The organism is Streptomyces daghestanicus, from assembly GCF_020521275.1.
Taxonomy (GTDB): Bacteria; Actinomycetota; Actinomycetes; order Streptomycetales; family Streptomycetaceae; genus Streptomyces; species Streptomyces griseoviridis.
In genome coordinates, this window is the sequence record NZ_BNDX01000008.1 from 255,700 (window position 1) to 275,534 (window position 19,835).

Here is a 19,835-nt window from a genome sequence, read left to right on the forward strand (position 1 = left end):
CCAGGTGTACGGCTATGAGAAGGACGGCGCGGAGATCTACCGCCGGTCCTTCGCCACCATCCGCGCGGAGGCCGACCTCACAGGGCTGCCCGACGAGGTGGGCCGGGTGGCGGTCCGCATGATCCACGCCTGCGGGATGGTCGACCTCGTCGAGGACCTCGCGTACTCCCCGGGCGTCGCGGAGAGCGCCCGCGAGGCCCTGCGCGCCGGGGCGCCGGTCCTGTGCGACGTGCGGATGGTCGCGAGCGGCATCACGCGCTCCCGGCTGCCCGCCGGCAACGAGGTGCTGTGCGCCCTCGCCGACCCGGCCGTCCCCGGGCTGGCCGACCGGCTGGGCACCACCCGCAGCGCCGCCGCCCTGGAGCTGTGGCGGGACCGGCTGGACGGCGCGGTGGTCGCGGTCGGCAACGCGCCGACCGCGCTGTTCCGGCTCCTGGAGATGGTCCGGGACGGCGCCGCGCGCCCCGCCGCCGTCATCGGCGTACCGGTCGGCTTCGTCGGCGCGGCGGAGTCCAAGGACGCCCTGGCAGCGAACCCGTACGGGCTGGAGTACCTGGTGGTGCGCGGCCGGCGCGGGGGCAGCGCGATGGCGGCGGCGGCGGTCAACGCGCTGGCGAGCGAACGGGAGTGAGGCTCACCCTCCGGTGAGCCACCGCAGGGCGGCCTCCGGATCGGCCACGACGGCCACCCCGTCCGGCACCGGCGGTCTCCGTACGACGACCACCGGCAGCCCTGCCTCCCGGGCGGCGGTCAGCTTCGGCGCGGTGGCCGCTCCCCCGCTGTCCTTGGTGACGAGCACGTCGATCCGGTGCCGGGCCAGGACGTCCCGTTCGCCGTCGAGGGTGAACGGACCCCGGTCGAGCAGCGTCTCCGTCCGGGCCGGGTACGGGGGCTCGGGCGGCTCGACGGACCGCACGAGGAACCACAGGTCGTCCGGTGCGTCCGCGAAGGCGGCGAGCCCCGTCCGCCCGGTGGTGAGGAAGACCCGCCCGCCGAGGCCGGGCAGCAGCGCGGCGGCTTCCGCCAGGGATCCGGCCTCGTGCCAGTCGTCCCCCGCCACCGGTCGCCAGCCGGGCCGCCGCAGCACGAGCAGCGGTACGCCGGTCAGGGCGGCGGCGCGGGCCGCGTGGCCGGTGATGGTGCCGGCGAAGGGGTGGGTGGCGTCGACCACCGCGTCCACGGCGTGCGCCCGCAGCCAGTCCGCCAGCCCCCCGGCGCCGCCGAACCCGCCGACGCGCAGCTCGCCGGGGGGCGTCCGGGGCGCGGCGACCCGTCCGGCGAGGGAGGTGGTCACGCGCGCCTCCGGGAGCCGCGCCGCGAGCAGCTCGGCGAGCCGGCGGGCCTCGGCGGTCCCGCCGAGGACGAGTACGTGCACGTCAGCCCTTCCGTACCGCCCACTGTGTCACGGGCATGGCCTGCCGCCACCCGGTGAACCCGCCCACCGCGACGGCGTGCGCGACGGAGAGCCGGACCAGCTCACCGCCGTGGCGGCGGCGGGCGTCGGCGAGCAGGGCCTCCGACTCCAGGGTGACGGTGTTGGCGACCAGCCGGCCCCCGGCGGGGAGCGCCTCCCAGCAGACGTCGAGCAGACCGGGCGCGGTGAGCCCGCCCCCGACGAACACGGCGTCCGGCGCGGGCAGTCGATCAATCACCTCCGTCGCGTCACCGGTGACGACCCGGAGCCCCGGCACGCCGAGCCGGTCGGCGTTGCGGGCGATGCGGGCGGCCCGTTCCGGGTCCCGTTCGACGGTGACGGCACGGCAGGACGGGTGGACGCGCATCCACTCGATAGCGACGGACCCGGAGCCGCCGCCGATGTCCCACAGCAGTTCACCGGGGGCGGGGGCGAGCACGCCGAGGGTGGCGGCGCGGACGTGCCGCTTGGTGAGCTGCCCGTCGTGCTCGTAGGCGTCGTCCGGCAGCCCCGGTACGGCACCGAGGTGCGGGGCGTCCGGGGCGCGGCGGCACTCGACGGCGACGAGGTTGAGGGGGTCGCCGGGCGGTCGCGCCCAGTCGTCGGCGGTGACCGGGTCGGTGGTGTGCTCCTCGGGAGCGCCGAGCCGTTCCAGCACCCGCATCGGGCTCGGTCCGAAGCCCCGGTCGCGCAGCAGCTCCGCGACGGTGGCCGGGGTGGCGGCGTCGGCGCTGAGGACGAGGAGCCGGCGGCCGTGGTGCAGGGCGGCGGCCAGCCGGGGCGCGGGCCGGCCGACGAGGGTGACCACCTCGACGTCCTCCAGCGGCCAGCCGAGCCGGGCGGCGGCGTAGGAGACGGAGGAGGGGTGCGGCAGGACGCGCACGGCACCGGCGCCCAGCACCTCGGTGAGCGCCCGCCCGATGCCGTAGAACATCGGATCGCCGCTGGCCAGCACGGCGATCCGGCGCCCGCTGTGCGCGGCGAGCAACCCGGGGACGGCGGGACGCAGCGGGGAGGGCCAGGCGACGCGCTCCCCCGCGCACCCGGGCGGCAGCAGATCGAGCTGACGCGGCCCGCCGAGGACGACCTCGGCGTCGCGGAGGACGGCACGGGAGGCGTCGGGGAGGCCGCCCCAGCCGTCCGCTCCGATCCCTACGACGGTCACGGGCGGCGGGGCGGGGACGGCGTTCACGGCTCGGTTCCTTGAGTCTGGCGGTGCGGGGCGACGACCTCGCACTGTACGGGGCACCGCACGGACACGGCACACTCGGCCCACACGGTCTTGCCCGGCCCGAGCCGGTCCCGGACCCCCCAGTCGACGGCCAGCGCCTCCACGAGCAGCAGTCCACGGCCACCGGCCTGGTCCGGGGCGGGGGCGAGGCGTGCGGGGAGGGCGGGGTGGGTGTCGGACACCTCGATCCGCACGACGCCCCGGTCCGGGTCGTGCGCCAGCGACAGGGCGAAATCCCGGCCGGGGACGCGGCCGTGCAGGGCCGCGTTCGCGGCGAGTTCCGCGACGACCAGGACGACGGTGTCGTGCCCCTCGGTGCCGTGCGGGTACCCCCACGCGGTGAGCTGGTGCGCCGCCAGCAGCCGGGCGAGGCGCGCACCGCGCCGGGTGGCGGAAAAGCGTTGGTTCATGGGGGACAAGGTGCCGGTGCGGAGGTCTCACCGGCAGGTCCGGCGCCGATACAGATCGCACTGTATGGGTTGACTCGCTGGACCGGGTCGGTCGCGGTACGTGACGATGACGACCGCGAGCGCTCGGCACAGGAAGGCGGCTGCGATGACGGCGGACAACGGCTGCGAGCCGGAACTGTCGGACAGTCTGAGGACGTTCGGCGCGGTACTCAAGGCCCTGCGGGAAGAGGCCGGCCTGACGCAGGAGCAGTTCGCGCCCCGGGTGCGGTACTCGGTCGCGTACGTGGCGAAGATCGAACAGGGCAAGCGGTTCCCTCCGGGGGGCCTGCTGGAGCGGTCGGAGGCGGTGCTGGGCACGGCCGCGGCGAAGGTGCTGAAGGCGGCGGCACGGAGCCTGACCCGGAAGGCGGGGCTGGCCTCCTGGTTCCGGCAGTGGGCGGGGATCGAGGAGGAGGCGGTGTCGTTGTACACGTACGAGAGCCGAGTCATCCCGGGTTTGTTGCAACCCGAACCGTACATCCGGGCTCTGTTCGACCGGCATCTCCCTCCGCTCACTGAGGAACAGGCCGAACAGCAGGTGGCGGCACGTCTGGCCAGACAACGACTTATCGTCGAGCGTCCCAACACTGCCTTCAGTTTTGTGATCGAGCAGGCGCTCCTGGATCGCCGCATGGGAGGCGTGCCGGTGACGCGAGGGCTACTTGAGCACCTGATCGCAGTGGGCGCACACCGTAACGTCGAGCTACAGGTCATGCCACTCATGCAGGAGGAACACGCGGGTTTTGAGGGCGAGATGTACCTCGCCGAGACAACTGATCACCGCTGGGTCGGCTATGTCGAGGGGCACGGCACCAGCATGCTCATCAGCGGCCCCAAAGACGCCAGTCAAATGCTCCAGCGCTATGGCAAACTGCGCTCGCAGGCTCTGAGCCATCAGGCCACGACGATCCTGCTGGAACAGATGCGAGGAGCGCTATGAACACCAACGGGCCAGCCTGGTTCAAGAGCAGCCACAGCGGAGGCGGCGGAGGGAACTGCGTGGAAGTCGCCGTATGTCCCGGGATCTACGCCTGGTTCAAGAGCAGCTACAGCGGTGGCGGTGGCGACAACTGCGTGGAGGTCTCCCCCCGCCCCGGTGTCGTCCTCGTCCGGGACTCGAAGGACACGGCCAGGCAGCCCCTGGCCGTGTCCCCTGACGCGTGGGCGGCGTTCACCGAGATGGCGGCCGGCTGATCGTCGGCGTCAACTGGACCCGGTCGTGCAGCCCTTGCCGTTGAGGGTGAACGCCGTGGGCGCCGGGTTGGTGGTGAGCTTGGTGCCCGTGAAGCCCACCGTGACAACGCCGTTCACAGGGATCGACGCCGTGTACGACGCGGCGGCGACCGTCACCGAGGAACCGCTCTGGGCCGGCGTACCGCCCCACATGTTGGTGATGGTCTGCCCCGCCGGGAAGGCAAAGCCCAGCGTCCAGCCGCTCACCGCCGCCGTGCCGGTGTTGCGGACGGTGATCTCGCCCTGGAAGCCGCCGGGCCACTCGCCGACGACGCGGTAGCCGACCGCGCAGCCGGCGCCCGGGGTGCCGGTGTCCCGCTCGGTCGTCACGGTGACCGTGGCCGAGCGGGCGGAGCGGTTGCCGGCGGCGTCCTTGGCGTAGACGGCGAAGGTGTACGCCGTGCCCGGGGACAGCGCGGAGACGGTGACCGAGGTACCCGTGGCGGACGCGACCGCGGTCTCCGTCGTACCGCTGACACGGACCACCTCGTAGCCGGTGACGGCGGTGTTGTCGGTGGCGGCGGGCCAGGTGAGGGTGACCGAGGTGGGCGAGACACCGGAGGCCGTGGGGGTGCCGGGGGCGGTCGGGGCCTGGGTGTCGGGGGTGGTGCCGCCGAAGACCGTGGCCTCCTCGGCGGTGGCGGCGATGCCGTTCACGCCGTGGAAGATGCGCTCGCCCCAGGAGCTGAGCCGCGCCGGGTCGAAGTCGATGGCGAGGTCCAGGATCGGGTCGGTGTTGCCGCTCCAGGACCAGGCGAGGTAGCCGAGGTCGAGCTGCTCGGCGGTGGCCATCATGGTGTCCTCGTCGGGGTCGCCGTAGGCGTCGGCGGGGCCGCCGAACTCGCCGATGACGATGGGCAGTCCGGCGTCGACGAAGGCGTTGAGATAGTCGGTGATCTCGGCGGCCGTGTCGAAGACGCTGTACATGTGGATGGAGAAGAGCAGGTTGCCGGTGGGGTCGGCGTCGTACACGGTCTGCGCGTTGGTGCGCATGACCTGCTGCCAGTCCTGGCCCCAGTTGGGAGCGTCGATCATGATCGTGTGCTGGAGGCCGGCGGCGCGGAGCTTCTGGATCGCGGCGGTCGTCGGGGCGGTCCAGCCGGCCGGGTCGGTGTTGCCCCAGGGCTCGTTGCCGATGTTGACGATGACGTAGTCCTCCTGGCCGGCGAGGACGTCCTTGAGGCTGATCCAGTAGTCGGCGGCGTGGTCGAGCGTGCCGGCGGCGGCGTCCTCGCCGTACCCGGTGGTGTCGTGCACCTCCAGGACGCAGATCAGGCGGTTGGCCTTGCAGCTGGCGATGACGGCGGCGACGTCCTCGGGGCTGTTCCGTGACCAGCGGTGCCCGTCGGAGAGGACGACCCGGACGGTGTTGGCGCCGAGTGCCTTGATGTCGGCGAGGGACTGGGTCTCCCCCGGGTACCAGGTGTGCGCGTGATTGACGCCGCGCATCACGAAGTCGTTCCCGTTGCCTTCGAGGAGGCGGCCGTTGTCGATGTGCAGGCCGGTGGCGGCGGCGGCGGGCGGCGAGGAGGCGCCGGGGGCGGCGTGGGCCGGGGTGGGGGCGAGGGCGAGCAGGCCGAGGAGGATGACGAGGGCTGCCCATAAGGCGGTGCCGGCGGTCGTTCTGCTTCTTGGTGTGCTCACTGTGCTCACTGCGGCTCCTGGAGTGAGGCGGGAAGCGGGGCGGCGGGGAATGGGAGCGCTCCCATGAAGCCATTTACGCCAGGGACACGTCAAGATGCGGGACCGGTGCGGGGGGATTCCGCGTCGCGTGTCTCGACGGAGTGAGCCTCGGCGCCGGGGACCCTCGGGTACCGCGGCGCCGCGGGCTCTCAGACCATCACATGGCGGCTCCTCACGTCGCGTCGCGGGAGCCGACGTACTCCTCCGCCAAGGCGGCGCACGCGGTGGCGGGCCGGCCGGCGGGCACCCAGTGCTCCAGATGTTGCAGCACGCTGAACTCGGTCTCGCCGTCCACGCCCTTCTTCTTCAGGCTCTTCAGCGTCGCGTCGACGACGTTCACCAACTCCGGGACGCCCTCCTCGCAACGCGGCGCCAACGCGGCCAGCACCTGCTCGTAGTGCTCGGCCGGCCGGCCGTCGCCGTCGGCGTCGGCCAGTTTCTGGACGGGGCCGGGCGCCGTGGACGCCGAGGGCTCGGGCGACTCGGCCGGTACGGCCGAACCAGCCCGGCTCGCCGACGACTTCGGGTCGGCGGCCTTGCCCTCCCCGCCACCCCCGCACGCGCTGAGCAGCACGCCCACGAGCAGCGCGCCGACGGCGGCCTTCCCCCTCTTGCCCGACACCGATGCCCGTACCGGATACGGCATATGTCTCACGTTCTCCCCTTGCCCGAGCGCGGCGCTCCGCGCGAGAAGCCCGATTCTCCCCGACCCACCACCACCCACCATGGCGGGGCCGGTTCACCGGGCGCCTCCGGGTCAGCGCTCGTCGTCGCGGACGGCAACCTCCTCATCCGCCGCAACACCAGCGGTGAGACCGTCCTCTACCTCGGCTCCACCGAGGTACACCTCGACACCTCCACCACCACCGCCAAATACTGGGCCCAGCGCTACTACAGCGCCGGCACCACCACCATCGCCCTGCGCACCAACAAGAGCGGCGCCCAGACCCTCTCCTACCTGTCCGGTGACCCCCACGGAACGTCCACCCTCAGCCTCGACGCCACCACCCAGGCCGTCACCAAGCGCTACCTGACTCCCTTCGGCGGCACCCGCACCGGCGGCATCGGCCCCTGGCCCGACGACAAGACCTTCCTCGGCAAGACCACCGACACCACCAGCGGCCTCACCTACATCGGCGCACGCCAATACGACCCGAACACCGGCCGGTTCATCAGCGTCGACCCCGTCCTCGACACGACCGACGCCCAGTCCCTCAACGGTTACACCTACGCCGACAACAACCCCGTCACCGCAAGCGACCCCACCGGCCTGTGGCTCGACGACGGCACCGGCCACAGCGAACCGCGCGGCGGCGGCAACCCCGGCTCGAACGTAGGCGTCCCCCGAGGCGGCACCGGCCCTGACGGCTGCTACTACACGTGCGGTGGCACCAGCAACGGGACCAGCGGAAAAAGCAACAACAGCGGTAACTCCGGAAACGACGGATCCGGATCGAACTGGCTGTCAAGCGTCACCCATACGGTCATCAACTACAGCGTCGCCATATTCACCGAACCCGACGTATGGTGGAGCACTGCCGAAACCGTAGTCGGCCTGGGCATGATGGTCGGCGGAGGCATGCTCGCCGAATCAGGCGTAGCCGTCTGTGCCACCGGAGTCCTCTGCGTCATCGGTGCGCCCGCAGCCGCCCTTGGAGCTACCGCAATAGCCGGTGGCGGATACACGGCGGTAGCCGGAGCGAACAATATCGGAAAGGGAATCAACAAGGCTCTCAATGAAGCTCGAGTAGACAGCTCCGCAACAGGGGGCGCCGAATCAGACGTTTCACTCTACAAAGCACCCGGCAAAGGCATGACCGAAAAGATCATGAAAGATGGATTCGACCCCGAAGATTTCCCCGGGACTCCCGGAGATTACCCGGACGGAAGCGCTTACTTCGGAGTCGAAGAAAAAGGAAAGGAAATCGCACTAGATTACGCAAGCCGCGGCTACTGGGACTCGAATGTGGTGCAAATCAGAATACCCAAAGCAGACTTCGATAAGCATTTCGCAGAGGATGTAGCCAAGTACGATGGCATCCCAGGGGCGCAAGCAATCATCCCGAAGACAAAGTTCGAGCAACTGAACAAGTACCCGCGATCAATCCTTGGAGACTGATGGAAAGCGAAGAAAAGTACCTCACGGATGCAGAGAAAGCAGTCGTCGGTCAAACGGTCGAGGGTGCAGTCGAAGCCGTATTTCGATGGGGTGCGATCATTAATCTCGGACTTCCTCACGTCGGCTTCGTCGACGCGCTATACATCGATGACAGCGACCAATACGAAGTCGGCAGAACCTTGCAAGTGCATGTCTCCAGTTTCGATGTTCGTCAGAATAAATTTTGGCTACGCCCACCTGGGCAGACCCCGGTCGTTGATCGTTTGCGAGCGAAGGGATTCGATCTCTAGGCGGCGTGAGTACGGCGGCGCGATGTACGAGCTCCGGCATAAACCGGTCGCCGAGCAGTGCTTCGCGCCACTGCTCGGCGATACCGTCCGGTCTGGTCAGTTGACGGTCAGCGCGGCCGTGTTGTTCGTGGCGTCCGGGTCGAAGGTGAAGGGGAAGTCGTCCAGCTCGCCGTAGGCCGGCTGGAGGGTCACCGCGCCGGTGGCGCCGGGCACCACGGTGTCGACGCGCAGGGAGAAGGCGAAGGTGTGCCGGGTGTCCTCCAGGACCCAGTAGGGCAGGTTGCAGTCGTAGCGCGGGGCGCCCGTCCGCTTCGGGTAGTAGGTGCCCGCCAGGGTGCGCGGGGAGCAGTCGGACGGCACGCCGGTGACGGTGGTGCCCTGGGGGACGATCAGGCGAACCTTGGCGACCGGGTCGCCGGAGCCGATGTTGCCCAGCCAGCCGGGCCCGTTGTTGGTGAACGTCAGCTCGGCCGTGGCGGTCTCGCCGGCCGCGCCGGAGACCGTGTCACCGGTCACCGAGAAGTCGGCGGTGTTCTCCGCCCTGATCGGGAGCACCGTGTAGTCGTTGTCGGAGTCGATGTCCTGGGCGCCGTCGCCCGGTTCGACGTCGATGTCGAGGCGTTCGGCCAGCGCGTGCGGGGCCAGGCGGACCCTCAGGGGCTCGGGCAGTTCGAAGGAGTCGCCCGGCGCCAGTTCCCGGTCGAAGGTGCAGACCGCCTTGTTCGACGGGGCGTAGTCGGTGCCGCCCGTCGTCTCGTAGGCGCAGGCGTCGTACCGGGTCAGGTCCGTCAGGCCGTACGAGGCGTACAGCTTGACGCCGACCCCGTGGGCGCTCTCGTTGCCGTGGTTGGTGATCTTCAGCGGGATCGTCCGCTCGTCACCGGGGCCGCCGTCCTCGATGTCGCCGACCGGCTCGATGGCGAGGTCGGGTCCGGAGCCGACGGTGAGTGTGGTGTCGAAGCTCTCGTGCGGCGCGGTGAGCGTGCCCTCGGGGCCGCCGGTGGCCGTCGCCTCGTAGGTGATCCTGCCCTGTGCGCCGGCCTCGGCGCCGTCGGCCGCGCGCACCGACAGGTGCACCTGGTCCTCGTAGTCGGCGCCGATCGAGGGCACGACGGGGATCTCGCACACCGCGGTCGTGCCGCTCGGCGCGCAGGTGTCGGGCCAGGTCACCTCGGCCACTCCGGCGAGGCCGGAGATGTCGACGGTGAGCCTGCCGTCGGTCACCGTGAAGTTGTCGTTGTCGTGGTAGAGGCCGATGCCGAGGGTGCGGGTCTGCGGCGGGCCGCCGTCGACGCCGAGCGGCAGCGTCTGCTCGTACGGCGGGTTGATCCACAACTGGTCGGTCTGCTGCGGCTCTTCGTCGGCCGACGCGGGCCCGGCGAGGCCGGCGGTCAGCAGACCGGCCGCCACCGCCGCGGCCGCCGCACCGGTTCTGAGACGTACCGGACGTCCGGTGGAGAACAGTCTCATCGCTACCCCCCAAGGGTGTGGTGACGCTTCTGGCACGCCGGCGGTCCGGCGCGCCGGAGGGATCATCACATGATCGAGTGGCCGTACGCTCGCCGGTTTCCGGCCGGGCCGGAAAGCATCCGGCCACCGGGCGGTCCCCTCCCCCGCCTCACACGCCCCCGTCGAGCAACGTCCCCGCCGACTCCAGGAACTCCCGCACCAACCCGTCGCCCTCCCCCCGCCGTACGGCGACCACCACCTCGCAGGGTTCGATGCCCGTCACGGGGACCGTGGTCAGGTCGGCGTGGAGGGCGACGCGGCGGTCGCCGGCGGGGACGAGGGCGAGGGCGCGGCCGTCGGCGACGGCTTCGAGTTTGTCCTCGAAGGTGTCGACCAGGAGGGGGCCCAGCGGCGCCGGCGTGCCGTCCGGCCGGGGTTCGAGGCGCCAGAAACCGGTCCAGACCGAGGCCATGCCCGCACAGGCGACGAGGGGTTCGTCGGCGAAGTCCTGCGGCGTGACGGACTCCTTGCCGGCGAGGCGGTGGTCGGCGGGGACGAGGAGCACCCGGCCCTCCTCGTACAGGACGGTCGTCTCCAGGCCGTCGGCCGGGATCGGCAGCGGCGTGCGGGCGACGACCGCGTCGACCCGGCCGTCGGGCAGGGCGCCGACCTCGTCCCAGTCGAGGTGCAGGGTGCGGACGTGGGCGTCGGGGCGGCGGCGCCGCAGGTCGCGGACGGCGGGGGTGATGACGAGGTCCTCGACGTAGCCGATGGTGACGGTGCGGGCCGGGGCGGCGGAGCGGGCGGCCAGGGTCGCCCGCCCGGCGGCGTGGAGCAGTTCCTGGGCCCGGGGGAGGAAGGCGGCGCCGGCCGCGGTGAGAGTGCTGCCCTGGGTGGTGCGCTCCAGCAGACGTACCCCGAGGGTCTTCTCCAGCCGCTGGACCTGGCGGCTGAGGGACGGCTGGGCGACGCGCAACGCCTCGGCGGCGCGGCCGTAGTTGAGGTGCTCGGCGACGACGGTGAAGTACCGGACCAGCCGCAGGTCCAGGTCCGGGAGCGGAGCGCTGTCGGGCATCTCCTCACCTTACGTCCGTACGTCGCCCCTCGTCCGTACGTCGCCCCCCGCCCGTACGGCACCCCACGTCCGTCCCGGCACCCCGCCTCCGTACGTCACCTGCACGCACCTGCACGCACCTGCACGCCCGCAACACGTCATACCGCCCCCGCATGACGACGTGCGGAACAGGTCTTGGACGCCCCTGACAGGGCGGTTGTTGACTCGGTGGTGCCCGGCGGGGAGCGCCCGTCGGGCACGGAAGTGGAAGCCTGTTCCCTGGGAAGGGTGTGGCCTGTCATGGGCGAGTACGAAGGCAAGAAGGTCGTGATCACCGTCGGCAGCAGCGGGTTGGGGCTGGCCACCGCCCGGCTGCTGGTGGCGGAGGGGGCGCGGGTGCTGGTCACCGGGCGGGACCGGGACGCCCTGGACGCCGCCGCGCGGCAGCTCGGCGACGGTGCGGTCACCGTCCGCGCCGACGTGGCGGAGCCGGCCGAGATCGATGCGCTGGCCGACCGGGTGAAGGCCGAGTTCGGCACGGTGGACGCGTTGTTCGCCAACGCCGGGATCAACGGCTTCGCGCCGTTCGAGGAGACGAGCGAGGAGCTGTTCGACCGGCTGATGGCGGTCAACGCCAAGGGCGCGTACTTCACGGTGCAGAAGCTCGCCCCGCTGCTGGCCGAGGGCGGCGGCGTGGTCTTCACCACGTCGGTCGCGAATGTCCTGGGGCTGCCCGCGCTCAGCGCCTACGCGGCCGGCAAGGCGGCGGTGCGGTCGATGACCCGCAGCTTCGCCCGGGAGCTGCTGCCGCGCGGGGTCCGGGTGAACGCGGTCAGCCCCGGTCCGATCGACTCCGGGATTCTGGAGAGGACCATGCCGAGGGAGGCGGCCGAGCGGACGAAGGCGCGGATGGCCGCGGAGAATCCCATGGGCCGGGTGGGGCGGCCCGAGGAGGTCGCCAGGGCCGTGCTGTTCCTCGCCTTCGAGGCGACCTTCACCACCGGTGCCGAACTCGCCGTGGACGGTGGTGGTTCCCAGCTCTGAACCGGGTGCCTCCCCGGTGCCGGGCTGCCCCTGAGGGACAGTCCGGGGGGCCGTAGGGGCACAGCTCGACGGGGGCGGGAACAGCGGGGTCGGAACAGGACGGAAACGAGGCGAAAGCGGCGTACCGCGCATGCGTCGACGGGGGTTTCCTGTCCCTCTTGTGAAGATTCACATGTCATATGCGGGGCGGCTTGTCCGACGGGTGGTTACCGGCCATCGGGTGGCCGAAACATGTCCCACCATTCCCGCGTGTCCCGCGCGTTGGACCCTTATTGGGCATAGCGGGCGCCCGTCTGCAAGGCGGCTCGCGGTGATAGCCTTCCGGCGTTCACGACCTTGATCGACTCGGCCAGGTGCTGATGAGAGGTCGGCCTGCGCATCGCGCGACAGCGGTATGCAGCTCCCAGCGGATGTGACGCGGATTCCCCCGGGGCCTGTCCGCCGGAGCCGCATGCCACGCGCCGGGAAGGTTTCCATGAATCGAGACGTGCTCATATGGTGCCTGGTTGCGGTAGCGGTCATAGCCGCCGCCGCGGCCGCAGTACTGATGATCCGCAGCAGAGCCCTGCACGCCAGGAAGCGGCGGGTCGAGGCGGAGCTGGCCGAGGCCAGGCGGCAGCTGGGCGAGACCCAGGCCCGCCTCGGTCACAGCGAGGCCGAGCTGCACCGGGTCCTCGCCCACCAGGACACCGCCATCCGTGAGGCCGAGCGGACGGCCGAGGAGAACACCAAGGTGGTGCTCAAGGGCGCCGCCCGGCTGCTGCAGAGCCTCACGGCCGAGGCCACCATGATCCTGGAGGGCATCCAGCAGAAGTACGGCGGGCACCCCGTCCTCGCCGACCTGCTGGAAGTGCACCACGCCAACGCCCAGATGGCCCGCAAGTCCCAGGGCATCGCGGTGATGTGCGGCGCCCCGCTGGGCCGCCGCACCCAACCGGCCAGCGTCTACGACGTGGTCCGCAGCGCCCAGGGCCAGATCCGCAACTATTCGCGGGTCACGGTCATGCAGCACAACGGCATGGCGCTGAAGGCGTCCGCCGTCGCGCCGGTCGCCCTGGCCGTCGCCGAACTGCTGGACAACGCCGCCAGCTTCTCCCAGGCGGACGCGCCGATCGAGGTGACGTTCCAGCAGGTCCAGAAGAACCTGTGCATCATCATCGACGACGCCGGCGTCAGCATGAGCGACGAAGAGCGCCAGAAGGCGACCGCGCTGCTGTCCGGTGACACTCCCCCGCAGCTCTCCCAGCTCGGCACCCAGCCCAAGTTCGGCTTCCCGGTGATCGGCCTGATCGCGCGTCACTACGGATTCAAGGTGGATGTCACCGGCGTCTCCCGCTACGGCGGTGTCCGGGCCGTCGTCCTGCTGCCCGAGGAGCTGTGGACCATGGAGGAGATCGCACCGCCGCCCACCGAGGAGGCTCCGGTCCGCAGAATCCGGCGCGTCGAGGACCACGACGACGCCGCCGCGCGGACCGCGCACGGCCTGCCCAAGCGCGGCGCCCGCCAGGCCCCGGTGGAGAGCGTCCAGCCCGCCGAGAGCGGCGGCCCGATCACGCCCATCCGGGCACCCCGTCGCGGCCTGGGCGGACTCCAGCGCGGCACGCTCCGCGGCCGGGACCTCGCAGCACCGACGCCCGAAGGGTCTGAAGAGGCGTGAACACTGACATGTCGTGGATGGTCCGGGACATCGTGGACAACGTGCCGGGAGCGCGGCACGCCGTGGTGCTGTCCGCCGACGGCATTCCCCGGGGTGCCACCGAGGGCCTGGCCGAGAAGGACGTGCGGACCATCTCCGCCGCCATGTCCGGCATGCAGGCGCTGTCCAAGGCCACCGCCCACTTCGCCGGCCCCGCGGCCGAACGGCGCTGGAACCAGACGGTGGTGGAGTTCTCGGAGGGCTGGGCCTTCCTGATCGGCGCCGGGCAGGGCGCCTACCTGGCCGCCGCCGCCGACCCCGACGTCGACCTCCAGCAGATCTCCTTCCGGATGCACCGCCTCGTCGCCCGGCTGGGCGAGAACCTCACGGCGCCGCCGCGGGTCAGCGGCGAGTACGCCGAGGAGGGCGACGGCGGCGCGTCGGCGCCGGCGGGCGCGCCCCCGGCGGGCTTCGTGCTGCCGGAGCTGGACAAGGTGATCGCCGAGGTCCCCGGCGCCCGGCACGCGGTGCTGCTCGGCTCGCACGGGCTGCCGCGCGGCGCCACCTCCGGCATGGGACAGGACCTCGCCGACACCATCTCGGCGGCCATGACCGGCATCCAGGCCTACAGCCGGGCCACCGCCCAGTTCGTAGGCGACCCGGACTTCGAGTGGCGGCAGACGGTCATCGAGTTCGCACACGGGTGGATCTTCCTGATCGCGGCCGGCGACGGCGCCTTCCTGGCCGCCTCGGCCGCGCCCGACTGCGACATCGACCACTTCACCGCACGACTGGCGGAGGCCGTGCCCGCGCTGACCACGGGCGCGGGAACGTACGCGGAGGGGCGGGGCCATGTCTGAGGGACCGGACGAGGGACCGGAGCTGACGGGGTCGTTAGTCCCCCTCTTCGTGATCACCGAGGGGCGTGCGCTGCCCCCGGACCACGAGTACGACCACACCACCCTGGTGACCGCGCAGAACGCCCCGGCCGTCGCGGCCCGCACGCTCTCCCCGGAGGCGCGCAAGGTCACCGACCTGGTCGCGGACGGTTTCCTGTCCCTGGCCGAGGTGTCGGCCCACACCCGGCTGCCGCTGGGCATCGTGCGCATCCTGGTGGCCCAGCTCGACAACGACGGTCTCCTCCTCGTGAGGAAGCCCATCCCGCGCGCCGAACGGGTCGACCGCGAACTGCTCAGCGCGGTGCTGGACGGCCTGAGAAACCAATTCGGAGCGTGACCCGTGAACCTGCAACCCGCTGCCGTCTCCCGTTCCCCGCACTCACCCGAGTACCTGAACCCGGATGTCTCCCACTCGGTGAAGGTGCTCGTGGTGGGGCACTTCGGGGTCGGCAAGACCACCTACATCGGCAGCATCTCCGAGATCGAGCCGCTGCGGACCGAGGAGACCATCACCGAGGCCAGCGAGGGCTTCGACGACCTGTCGGGCCTGCCCGACAAGACCACCACCACGGTGGCCATGGACTTCGGCCGCCGCACGCTCAGCAACACGCTCGTCCTGTACCTCTTCGGTACGCCCGGCCAGGAGCGTTTCAAGGAGATGTGGGAGGCGCTGTCCCGGGGCGCGCTCGGCGCGCTGGTCATCGTCGACCCCTCCCGCCTCGACCAGAGCTTCGCGGTCCTCGACCTGGTCGAGCGGTTCGGCCTGACGTACGCCATCGCGGTCAACCGCTTCGACGGCACCGCCAGCTACCCGCTCGACGAGGTGCGCGAGGCGCTGAACCTGCCCGTGGAGACGCCGGTCGTGGAGTGCGACGTCCGCGACAGCCAGTCGTCGGCCAAGGCGCTCATCGCCCTCGTGGAACACCTCATGACCCATTTCGGCTAGGAGCCACGGCATGCAGCAGTCCAACACCCCCCGAGACATACCCCCCGGCTGCCCCGCACACGGAAACATCGAGCTGTTCGGCAACGAGTTCGGCTCCGACCCCGAGCGCCACTACGACCTCCTGCGCTCGATGGGACCCAGCGCACCCGTCGACATCGCGCCGGGCGTCCAGGTAGAGCTGGTCACCGGCTACGACGAGGCCCTGTACTTCCTCCAGAACCCGGCCTGGTTCGTGCGCGACGCGCGCCGCTGGAACGCGCTGAACGAGGGCCGCGTCCCCGAGGACAGCCCGGCCCTGCCGATGATGGGCTACCGCCCCAACGCGCTGTTCAGCGACGGCGCCGCGCACGCCCGGCTGCGGCGGGCGGTGACCGACAGTCTGGCCACCATCGACGAGCTGCAGTTCGTCCGGCAGACCCAGCAGTCCGCCGACTACCTGATCGGCCGCTTCGGCGCGCTGCCGCGCGGCCAGGCGGACCTGATGGCCGACTACGCCCAGCCGCTGCCGCTGCTCGTCTTCAGCGACCTGTTCGGCTGCCCGCCCGAGATCGGCGACCGGGTCATCGTCGGCATCAGCGGCATCTTCGACGGCACCGCCGGTGCCGACGAGGTGCTGGCCGGCGCCCTGACCGAGCTGATCGCCCTCAAGCACCGCCAGCCCGGCGACGACCTGACGACCCGTCTGATGCAGCATTCCGCCGAGCTGTCGGACGAGGAGGTGCTGCACCAGCTCGTCACGCTGCTCTCCGGCGGCACCGCCCCCCTGACGGCGGCCATCGGCACCAGTGCCGCGCTGTACCTCAGCGAGGAGTGGCGCTCGGGCCTGCCGGTGGAGGACGCGGTGGTGCAGACGCTGTGGGACTACGCGCCGATCGCCAACTACGCCGGGCACTACCCGACGCACGACGTGGAGCTGGCCGGGCGGACGCTGCGGGCCGGCGACCCGATCCTGATCTCGTTCGCCGCGGCCAACACCGACCCCAAGCTGAAGCGCCACCGCGAGCAGCTCAGCAAGGCGCACCTGGCCTTCGGCGCCGGGCCGCACGCCTGCCCCGCCAAGGACCCGGCGTTCCAGATGACGGTGACCGCCGTCGAGGCCCTGCTGAACCGGCTGCCCGACGTCGAACTGCGCGTCCCCTTCGCGGAGCTGCCCTGGGTCCCGGCGCCGTGGAGCCGGTCCCTGGTGACCCTGCCGGTGCGGTTCACCCCACGTCCGGCGCCCACCGCCGCCGGCCCGGCGCGCACCGAGACGCGGCCGTCGGGAGCGGCGCCGCGCACGGGCGCGTCCCCGCACCGACCTGCGGCTTCGGCGGCCCCGCAGCGCAAATCGGGGCTTTTCAGCAGCTTCGTCGCGTGGATCAAGGGCGAGTGACGTAAGTAACGTCCTGAGAACGCAGAGTTATTGGATGCTGCATTCAACTTTCGGGTACGTATGGCGGCTGCTGCTGAGAAAGGAGCCGCCATCGTGGGGAGCACCACCACCCCCGTCACCGACCGCCGCGCCGCGGTCGCCCTCTTCTCCCGCCTGCGTACCCCGCAGGGCCAGGCCGATCCTTTCCCGCTGTACGCCCGGCTCCGCTCCAGGGGCGCGGTCACCCCGGCGCCCTGGGGCGGTTACCTCGTCACCGGCCACGACCTCTGCGCCGGGGTGCTGCGCTGCGGGGACTGGCTTGAGCCGGACCGGGGCTGGCGGGCCCGGCAGGGGTCAGGCACCCGCTGGAACGCCCCGTCCGCGCGGGAGATAGGCAACACGCTGCCCGCGCTCAACGCGCCGGAGCACACCCGGGTGCGCCGGGCGGCCGGTTCCTTCGACCGCTCCAGCATCCAGGAGCTGGGCCGGACGGTGAGCGGGATCGTGGACGGCCTCCTCGACACGCTCGCCGAGCGGCTGCGCGACGGGGAGGCCGACTTCGCCGACCTGGTGAGCGAACGGCTGCCGATCGCCACCATCGGGAGCTGGCTGGCCCTGCCGCGGGCGGACTGGGCGCGGCTGCGGGACCTGACGCACGAGCAGGTGTTCACCCAGGAGTTGCTGCCCTCCGCCAGCCAGCTCGCCCGCTCCGACGCGGCCATGGCGGAGCTGCGGACGTACTTCATGGACCTGATCCGGCACCGCCGTAACCGTCTGGGCGACGATCCCGTCTCCCGGTGGATACGCACCTGGGACGCGATGGAACCCGACCGCGAACAGGCCGACGAGGGCGTCTACTTCCTGGCCCTGTTCGTCCTCCTCGCGGCCCTGGAGACCACGTCCACCCTGCTCTCCACCATGGCCCTGCTGCTGGTGGAGAGACCCGAGCGGTGGGACCTGCTCACCGCACGCCCCGACCTGGTGCCCGCCTTCGTGGAAGAAACGTTGCGCTACGACCCTCCCACCCATGTGATCAGCCGGGTGGCCGGAAAGGACCTGACGCTGGGCGGCTACGAGGTCCGCGCGGACGAGATGGTCCACCTGATGGTCGGCGCGGCCCACCGCGACCCGGCCAGGTACCCCGACCCCGACCGGTTCGACCCCGGCCGGGACACCACCCAGCACCTCGCCTTCAGCGCGGGGGCCCACTACTGCCTCGGCGCCCCGCTCGCCCGCCTGGAGGCCCAGACCCTCCTGCGGCACCTCGTCACCCGCCTCCCCCGCCTGGCCCTCGTGCGGCGCCCCCCGATGGCGCCCCGCGTGGTCTTCCGCCGCCTGCTGAGCCTGGACGTCTCCTACGCATGATGGACATACGCGCATGAACGACATAGCGACCCTCGCCCCGCACACCGGCTTCAAGGCCGTACGCGTCACCCAGGACGGCCCCGTCCTGCGGGTCCTGCTCGACCCCGACGGCACGGACCCCACCCTGAGCACCCCGGTCGTCGACGATCTCACCGCCCTGCTCGACGGCCTGCGGGAGAGACCCGACATCCGCGTCCTCGTCCTCGCCTCGGGCGGCGCGGACTTCTGCACCGGCGCGGACCGCACGGAGTACCTGGCCGCCCTCTCCGGCGACCCGGCCGGCGCGGCCGGGCTGCGGCGGCTGCTGGACAAGGCGCAACGGCTGTGCCGGGCGCTGGAGGAGTGCCACGCCGTCACCGTGGCCCGGCTGCACGGCAAGGTCATCGGCGCGGGGCTGGCCCTCGCCGCCTACTGCGACCTGCGGGCCGGCGCGGACACCTGCCGGTTCCGGATGCCGGAGGTCGGGCTGGGGCTGCCGCCGGCCTGGGGCGGGGCGATGGGCCGGCTGGTCTCCGAGGTGGGGGTCGCCCGTATCCGGGAACTCATGCTGACCTGCGAGGTGTTCGACGCGGCGACGGCCCACCGGCTGGGCGTGCTGCACAAGGCCGTGCCCGCGGGCGAGCTGGACCGGGCCGTCGACGGCTGGACGCGGGCGCTGGCCCGGCGCGCCCCGGAGGCGCTGGTACTGACCAAGCGCATGCTGACCGGTTACGCGCGGGCGGACCGCACCGCGGACGTCGCGCTGCTCGACGCGCACCTGCTCAGCTCCCACCTCGGCGCGGCGGCGGCGCACCGCCCGGCGGACTGACCCGCCGCCCCGGCGGGCGTCAGGGGCGGCGGCGGGCGTCAGGGGCGGTCGGCCTTCCAGAAGCCCGAGAAGGTGATGCGGTCCTTCGGCATCCCGGTGGCGACCAGGTGGCGGCGGCCCTCCGTCGCGAGCCGCTGCTCGCCGACCACGAAGGCGTACCCGCCCGGGTCGGTGTCGGTCAGGCCGCGCAGCGCGGCGAGCGCGGCGGTGCCGGGGACGGCGTGCGGGTCCTCGCGCACGATCCACTCCACCCGCACCCCGGGCGGCCCGGCCGGCTCCCGGCGGTCGGCGGCGGACGGCACCTCCTGGAGCACCCGGCCGACGGTGTCCGCGGGGAGCGAGCGCAGGATGCCCGCGACGGCCGGCAGGCCGCTCTCGTCGGCGACGAGCAGCACGCTGGAGGCGTCCTCGGGCGCCTCGTACAGCACGCCCTGGTCGAGCAGGGCCAGTTCCTCGCCCGGCTCCGCCGAGCAGGCCCAGATCGCCGTACCGCCCTCGACCGAGCCGTCGGCGCCCCGGTGCACGACGACGTCGATGTCGAGTTCGCCGGCGCCGGCGCGGAAGTCGGCGACGGTGTAGTTGGCGCAGTACGGCCGGGTCTCGTCGGGCATCGCGAGGTACGGCTTCCACCAGGTCTCGGCCGCCACCTCGGGCGGGTGGAAGCGCTCCTGGTGCGGGCACCGGAAGAACAGCCGGAACCAGTGGTCGTAACCGCGGTACGGGAACGCGCCGAGCGCCTCGCCGCGAACGGTCACGCGCTGCATGTTCGGGGTGAGGCGCGTGCCGGACACGACGGTGGCGGGGAACAGGCGCGGGTCGCGTCGCTCCGCGCGCGTACGGGAACTCATGAAAGGTAAGGCTAAG

At 71.8% G+C, this 19,835-nt stretch carries 21 protein-coding genes; 13 read left to right on the top strand and 8 right to left on the bottom strand.

The window, feature by feature from the left end:
- Window positions 1-4: 4 nt before the first annotated feature.
- The gene (locus Sdagh_RS10600; RefSeq protein WP_190078318.1) at window positions 5-631 is read left to right on the top strand and encodes a precorrin-8X methylmutase; all 627 of its coding nucleotides are present in this window, start codon (window positions 5-7) and stop codon (window positions 629-631) included.
- Between the two features lie 3 nt (window positions 632-634).
- Here the strand turns inward: Sdagh_RS10600 and Sdagh_RS10605 are convergent, their stop codons facing one another.
- From Sdagh_RS10605 to Sdagh_RS10615, 3 genes are read right to left on the bottom strand one after another with little or no spacing between them, the layout of a single operon-like run.
- Window positions 635-1,375, bottom strand: a complete 741-nt coding sequence (locus tag Sdagh_RS10605) for a cobalt-precorrin-6A reductase (protein ID WP_190078314.1) — start codon at window positions 1,373-1,375, stop codon at window positions 635-637.
- A gap of 1 nt (window position 1,376) precedes the next feature.
- Window positions 1,377-2,579, bottom strand: coding sequence for a precorrin-6y C5,15-methyltransferase (decarboxylating) subunit CbiE (cbiE, locus tag Sdagh_RS10610; protein WP_190011954.1), 1,203 nt, complete (start codon window positions 2,577-2,579; stop codon window positions 1,377-1,379).
- 23 nt (window positions 2,580-2,602) lie between these two features.
- Window positions 2,603-3,055, bottom strand: coding sequence for an ATP-binding protein (locus Sdagh_RS10615; RefSeq protein WP_189423831.1), 453 nt, complete (start codon window positions 3,053-3,055; stop codon window positions 2,603-2,605).
- A gap of 145 nt (window positions 3,056-3,200) precedes the next feature.
- Between Sdagh_RS10615 and Sdagh_RS10620 the strand changes: the two genes are divergently transcribed.
- Both Sdagh_RS10620 and Sdagh_RS10625 read left to right on the top strand, forming a co-directional pair.
- Window positions 3,201-4,034 (top strand): helix-turn-helix domain-containing protein, encoded by an 834-nt coding sequence (locus tag Sdagh_RS10620; RefSeq protein ID WP_190078313.1) that lies wholly within the window; start codon window positions 3,201-3,203, stop codon window positions 4,032-4,034.
- The gene (locus Sdagh_RS10625) at window positions 4,031-4,288 is read left to right on the top strand and encodes a DUF397 domain-containing protein (RefSeq protein ID WP_190078312.1); all 258 of its coding nucleotides are present in this window, start codon (window positions 4,031-4,033) and stop codon (window positions 4,286-4,288) included. The genes Sdagh_RS10620 and Sdagh_RS10625 overlap by 4 nt, the downstream gene beginning before the upstream one ends.
- Window positions 4,289-4,297: 9 nt before the next feature.
- On the opposite strand, the gene Sdagh_RS10630 is transcribed toward Sdagh_RS10625, so the two are convergent.
- Together Sdagh_RS10630 and Sdagh_RS10635 are read right to left on the bottom strand one after the other, a co-directional pair.
- Entirely contained in the window at window positions 4,298-5,971 is a 1,674-nt protein-coding gene (locus Sdagh_RS10630; protein WP_190078317.1) for a cellulase family glycosylhydrolase, read from the bottom strand.
- A 211-nt stretch (window positions 5,972-6,182) separates the two neighbouring features.
- Window positions 6,183-6,656 (bottom strand): hypothetical protein, encoded by a 474-nt coding sequence (locus Sdagh_RS10635; RefSeq protein ID WP_190078311.1) that lies wholly within the window; start codon window positions 6,654-6,656, stop codon window positions 6,183-6,185.
- 18 nt (window positions 6,657-6,674) lie between these two features.
- Here Sdagh_RS10635 and Sdagh_RS36945 point away from each other — a divergent pair, with 18 nt between their 5' ends.
- Both Sdagh_RS36945 and Sdagh_RS10645 read left to right on the top strand, forming a co-directional pair.
- Complete coding sequence (locus Sdagh_RS36945) at window positions 6,675-8,129, top strand: RHS repeat-associated core domain-containing protein (protein WP_370594928.1); 1,455 nt, start codon at window positions 6,675-6,677, stop codon at window positions 8,127-8,129.
- On the top strand, window positions 8,129-8,419 hold the full coding sequence (locus Sdagh_RS10645) for a S1 domain-containing protein (protein WP_189423812.1): 291 nt from the start codon (window positions 8,129-8,131) through the stop codon (window positions 8,417-8,419). Before Sdagh_RS36945 ends, Sdagh_RS10645 begins: the two co-directional genes overlap by 1 nt.
- Window positions 8,420-8,515: 96 nt before the next feature.
- On the opposite strand, the gene Sdagh_RS10650 is transcribed toward Sdagh_RS10645, so the two are convergent.
- Together Sdagh_RS10650 and Sdagh_RS10655 are read right to left on the bottom strand one after the other, a co-directional pair.
- Window positions 8,516-9,889, bottom strand: a complete 1,374-nt coding sequence (locus Sdagh_RS10650; RefSeq protein WP_189423810.1) for a COG1361 family protein — start codon at window positions 9,887-9,889, stop codon at window positions 8,516-8,518.
- A gap of 148 nt (window positions 9,890-10,037) precedes the next feature.
- Entirely contained in the window at window positions 10,038-10,943 is a 906-nt protein-coding gene (locus Sdagh_RS10655) for a LysR family transcriptional regulator (RefSeq protein ID WP_189423808.1), read from the bottom strand.
- 279 nt (window positions 10,944-11,222) lie between these two features.
- On the opposite strand from Sdagh_RS10655, the gene Sdagh_RS10660 reads away from it, so the two are divergent.
- From Sdagh_RS10660 to Sdagh_RS10695, 8 genes are all read left to right on the top strand, one after another.
- Window positions 11,223-11,966: an SDR family oxidoreductase gene (locus Sdagh_RS10660; protein WP_190078310.1), complete on the top strand. Its 744-nt coding sequence runs from the start codon at window positions 11,223-11,225 to the stop codon at window positions 11,964-11,966.
- Window positions 11,967-12,513: 547 nt separating this feature from the next.
- Window positions 12,514-13,623 (top strand): ATP-binding protein, encoded by a 1,110-nt coding sequence (locus Sdagh_RS10665; protein WP_189423804.1) that lies wholly within the window; start codon window positions 12,514-12,516, stop codon window positions 13,621-13,623.
- Between the two features lie 17 nt (window positions 13,624-13,640).
- The gene (locus Sdagh_RS10670; protein WP_189423895.1) at window positions 13,641-14,462 is read left to right on the top strand and encodes a roadblock/LC7 domain-containing protein; all 822 of its coding nucleotides are present in this window, start codon (window positions 13,641-13,643) and stop codon (window positions 14,460-14,462) included.
- Window positions 14,455-14,838, top strand: a complete 384-nt coding sequence (locus Sdagh_RS10675; protein WP_189423802.1) for a DUF742 domain-containing protein — start codon at window positions 14,455-14,457, stop codon at window positions 14,836-14,838. The genes Sdagh_RS10670 and Sdagh_RS10675 overlap by 8 nt, the downstream gene beginning before the upstream one ends.
- Before the next feature lie 78 nt (window positions 14,839-14,916).
- Window positions 14,917-15,447, top strand: a complete 531-nt coding sequence (locus Sdagh_RS10680; protein WP_189423886.1) for a GTP-binding protein — start codon at window positions 14,917-14,919, stop codon at window positions 15,445-15,447.
- Window positions 15,448-15,457: 10 nt separating this feature from the next.
- Window positions 15,458-16,819 carry a cytochrome P450 family protein gene (locus Sdagh_RS10685; RefSeq protein WP_190078309.1) on the top strand — a complete coding sequence of 454 codons (1,362 nt, stop codon included), beginning with the start codon at window positions 15,458-15,460 and terminating at the stop codon, window positions 16,817-16,819.
- Window positions 16,820-16,912: 93 nt separating this feature from the next.
- Window positions 16,913-18,163 (top strand): cytochrome P450, encoded by a 1,251-nt coding sequence (locus Sdagh_RS10690; RefSeq protein WP_226535007.1) that lies wholly within the window; start codon window positions 16,913-16,915, stop codon window positions 18,161-18,163.
- Window positions 18,164-18,176: 13 nt separating this feature from the next.
- On the top strand, window positions 18,177-18,971 hold the full coding sequence (locus Sdagh_RS10695) for an enoyl-CoA hydratase/isomerase family protein (protein WP_189423796.1): 795 nt from the start codon (window positions 18,177-18,179) through the stop codon (window positions 18,969-18,971).
- Window positions 18,972-19,009: 38 nt separating this feature from the next.
- Here Sdagh_RS10695 and Sdagh_RS10700 read toward each other — a convergent pair whose 3' ends face one another.
- On the bottom strand, window positions 19,010-19,819 hold the full coding sequence (locus Sdagh_RS10700) for a siderophore-interacting protein (RefSeq protein WP_189423794.1): 810 nt from the start codon (window positions 19,817-19,819) through the stop codon (window positions 19,010-19,012).
- Between the last annotated feature and the right edge of the window lie 16 nt (window positions 19,820-19,835).